4 protein-coding genes are annotated in these 4,043 nt (G+C 56.2%); all 4 read right to left on the bottom strand.

Annotated elements, in window-relative coordinates; translation table 11 throughout:
* A partial coding sequence (locus AC2LB6_RS24485; protein ID WP_490095457.1) for a transketolase family protein occupies positions 1 to 713 on the bottom strand: 713 nt, incomplete at its 3' end.
* A gap of 58 nt (positions 714 to 771) precedes the next feature.
* Positions 772 to 1,722 carry a transaldolase gene (gene tal / locus AC2LB6_RS24490; protein ID WP_490095458.1) on the bottom strand — a complete coding sequence of 317 codons (951 nt, stop codon included), beginning with the start codon at positions 1,720 to 1,722 and terminating at the stop codon, positions 772 to 774.
* 346 nt (positions 1,723 to 2,068) lie between these two features.
* Positions 2,069 to 2,983: an oxygen-dependent coproporphyrinogen oxidase gene (gene hemF, locus AC2LB6_RS24495; RefSeq protein WP_490095459.1), complete on the bottom strand. Its 915-nt coding sequence runs from the start codon at positions 2,981 to 2,983 to the stop codon at positions 2,069 to 2,071.
* A 100-nt stretch (positions 2,984 to 3,083) separates the two neighbouring features.
* Positions 3,084 to 3,929, bottom strand: a complete 846-nt coding sequence (amiA, locus tag AC2LB6_RS24500) for an N-acetylmuramoyl-L-alanine amidase AmiA (protein ID WP_490095460.1) — start codon at positions 3,927 to 3,929, stop codon at positions 3,084 to 3,086.
* Between the last annotated feature and the right edge of the window lie 114 nt (positions 3,930 to 4,043).

Below are 4,043 nucleotides of genomic sequence, written 5' to 3' on the forward strand. Positions count from 1 at the left end.
GGCTTATCGGTGACACTCTGCGCTTCTTTGATTGCTTCACGAATCGCATTGGCGTCATGTCCGTCGATGTCGCCAATCACATGCCAGTTATAGGACTCAAAGCGTTTGTGAGTGTCGTCAGTAAACCAGCCTTCGGTCTCGCCATCGATTGAAATACCGTTATGGTCGTAGAAGCCGATCAGTTTGCCGAGACCCAGGGTACCCGCCAGTGAACAGACTTCGTGCGAGATCCCTTCCATCAGACAGCCATCGCCCATAAATACATAGGTGTGGTGATCGACGATTTCATGGTCCGGACGGTTAAACTGCGCGGCCAGCGTGCGCTCTGCAATCGCTAAACCCACGGCGTTTGCCAGTCCCTGACCCAGCGGGCCGGTGGTGGTTTCAACGCCAGGCGTGTAGCCGATTTCCGGGTGACCCGGTGTTTTAGAGTGCAGCTGACGGAAATTTTTCAGCTCTTCAATCGGCAGGTCATAACCGCTGAGGTGCAGCAGGCTATAAAGCAGCATGGAGCCGTGGCCGTTGGAGAGGATAAAGCGGTCGCGATCAAGCCAGGCGGGATTGGTCGGATTGTGCTGGAGGAAGTCGCGCCATAACACTTCGGCGATATCGGCCATACCCATCGGCGCACCGGGGTGGCCTGAGTTTGCCTTCTGGACTGCATCCATGCTCAGTGCACGAATCGCGTTTGCCAACTCTCTGCGTGAGGACATAAAGTTCTCCCTTAGTTATGCATCAGGGCGGGAAAGTCCCGCCCGACTAAAATGAACACTACAGGCGTGCGGCGAGCACATCTTCCAGCTTCTGCTGGTCAACCGCGAACTGGCGGATGCCGTCTGAGAGTTTTTCAACTGCCATCGGATCCTGGTTATGTTCCCAGCGGAATTCCGCTTCAGAAAGCGGAGACGGCTGATGGAAGCCTTCGGTGGATGGCTCCAGCTTGCGCTCCAGCGGCGCATCGCTGTTCTGCAACTCTTCCAGCAGGTTCGGCGACAGCGTCAGGCGATCGCAGCCTGCCAGCGCCACAATCTGCTCCACTTTACGGAAGCTGGCGCCCATGATGATGGTGCTGTAACGGTGCTTTTTGTAGTAATCGTAGATGCGACGCACAGATTTCACGCCCGGATCTTCATCCGCCACATAGGGTTCCATTGGCTTGCGTGAGTTGTACCAGTCGTAGATGCGGCCAACGAACGGTGAGATCAGGAACACACCCGCTTCGGCACAGGCACGCGCCTGGGCAAAGGAGAACAGCAGTGTCAGGTTGCACTTGATGCCGTTTTTCTCCAGCTCTTCCGCTGCGCGGATGCCTTCCCAGGTCGAGGCCAGCTTGATCAGCACACGTGAGCGATCGATGCCGTGCTCTTCGTACATGCGAATCAGTTTTTCTGCTTTGGTGACACACATGCCACGATCGAAGGAGAGGCGCGCATCCACTTCGGTCGAAACACGGCCCGGTATGCTCTTCAGGATCTCCATACCGAGGTTGATCGCCACTTTGTCGCTGGCATTAATAATCTGCGTCTCTTTGCTGCCGCCCTGTTTTTTGGCGTACTCAATCGCGTCATCCATCAGGTGTTTATACCCTTCGAGACCGGACGCTTTCAGAATGAGTGAGGGGTTGGTGGTGGCGTCTTCCGGGTGGTAATTACGAATCGATTCGATATCGCCACTGTCCGCCACCACTGTGGTGAACTGTTTTAGGGCTTCTAGCTGGTTCATCTCTAAACTCCTTGAAAAGAAAAATGAAAGCGAACAGGGAACACCTCAGGCCTCGCAGCCGGTCTGTGGCATGTTCTGCTACCGGTAACGCGAACCCATAACATTGCAACAGAGACTTTATGATGGAAATGCGGTTTCTCTGATTGTTGCGCTGCGAGGCGGTGCGAAGGAGCCGTCATGCGGTATTTACCGTGGGGTGCGCCATATTCCATCCATAAGCATAGCAGTCAGGAGGAATGACGCAGGCCACACTGTGGCAATCTGTGCCCTGTAAAAAACAAGAGGCCGATCAGGTGAGAGGTAAGCGCAGCGCGGGTTGCGGCCCGCGCTGCAGCAGCAGAAGCAATCAGACAGGCAGGTTCAGCCAGTTCTTCACCGGCAGGAAATCGCGATAGAGGGCGGCTTCAGGAGAGTCGGGCTCAGGCTGATAATCATATTCCCAGCGCACCAGCGGCGGCATCGACATCAGAATTGATTCTGTGCGGCCACCGGTCTGCAGACCAAACAGCGTGCCGCGGTCCCACACCAGATTAAATTCCACATAGCGACCACGGCGGTAGAGCTGGAACTGGCGCTCACGATCGCCCCAGGGATGATCTTTACGGCGCGCCACAATCGGCCGGTAGGCATCAATAAAGCCACGGCCAACTGCCTGCATAAAGCTGAAGCTCTGCTCAAAGTCGGGCGTGTTGAGATCGTCAAAAAACAGGCCACCAATACCGCGCTGCTCATCCCGATGCTTCAGATAGAAGTAGTCATCACACCATTTTTTATAGCGCGGATAGACATCCTCGCCAAAGGGCTGACAGATATTAGCTGCGGTCTGATGCCAGTGCAGAGCATCTTCTTCGAAGCCATAAAAAGGGGTCAGGTCAAACCCACCACCAAACCACCACACCGGATCGGCACCTGGTTTCTCGGCGATAAAGAAGCGCACGTTGGCGTGGCTGGTGGGCACATAGGGGTTGTTCGGGTGGATTACCAGCGACACGCCCATCGCTTCAAAGCTGCGACCCGCCAGTTCTGGCCGATGCGCGGTAGCCGATGCCGGCATCTGATCGCCATGCACATGCGAAAAGTTGACGCCCGCCTGCTCAAACACCGCGCCGTTGCGCAGGACGCGGCTCTGACCGCCGCCGCCGCCAGGGCGCTGCCAGCTATCTTCGGCAAATTGTGCGCCGCCATCTTCAGCTGCCAGCTGGTTACAAATCTCATCCTGCAAGGCGAGCAGGAATGCTTTTACGCGTGAAATATCAGCCATCTTTTCGCTTATCGTTTGTCAAAGTCTGACGCGATTATACGCAAAACCGCGCCGCTTGCATGAGTACGGCGCCTCGCACGGCGGAAACCCGTTTCCCGCATCAGGCGTTGCGGCGGTCAAACTCATCAAAGTAATTGACGATGCCGCTGGCAATCGCAGAGGCAATTTTCTGGCGAAACGCGGTGGTGCCAAGCAGCTGCTCTTCGCGCGGATTGGTAATAAAGGAGGTCTCGACCAGCACCGAAGGGATCGACGGTGACTTGAGCACCGCGAAGGCCGCCTGCTCGGTGTGCTGGCTGTGCAGATGATGCACCGGGCGGATCTGGTCCAGCACGTGCTTGCCCAGCGTCAGGCTGTTTTTGATGGTGTCGGTCTGCACCAGGTCAAAGAGGATCTGCTGCAGATAGTGATCCTGCTGCTGCGCTTTCACGCCGCCCAGTTTATCTGCATCATTCTCGCGCTTTGACAGGTAACGCGCCATCGAGCTGCTGGCACCACGATTAGAGAGCGCAAATACCGAAGCTCCGCTGGCATCGGGACTGGTAAAGCCGTCGGCATGGATCGACATAAAGAGATCGGCGCCGTGCTGATGAGCGATCTCCACCCGCTGATAGAGTGGAATAAAGTGGTCGCTGTCGCGCGTCAGGCGCACTTCAATGCGCGGATGGCTCTGCAACTGGCGCTGCACGTTGCCAGCGATCTCCAGCACGATGTGTTTCTCTTCAGACCCCTCTTCGCCAACGGCACCAGAGTCGATGCCACCGTGGCCGGGATCGATCATCACGATACGTTTGCCGTTTTTCGCTGGCGGAGCAGGGCGCGTGTGAGGATTTGCCCCGGTAAGGGCCTTTTCTTTAGCCTGAACCGCGCGCGGCGATAAAATGGCCAGAGCCAGACCGGAAAGCAGTAACTGGCGACGATGAATCAAACGTTTAAGCAGGTGCATGTGCGGGTCCGGTAACAGGAATCTTGCCGGTGTTATAGCCTAAGCCTCTGCTGCCTGCGATCACAGAAACATTTCAGGGCATTACTTTGTATTGCAGGTCGCGAACAGTAAATC

Source organism: Pantoea sp. RCC30.1 (assembly GCF_058148845.1).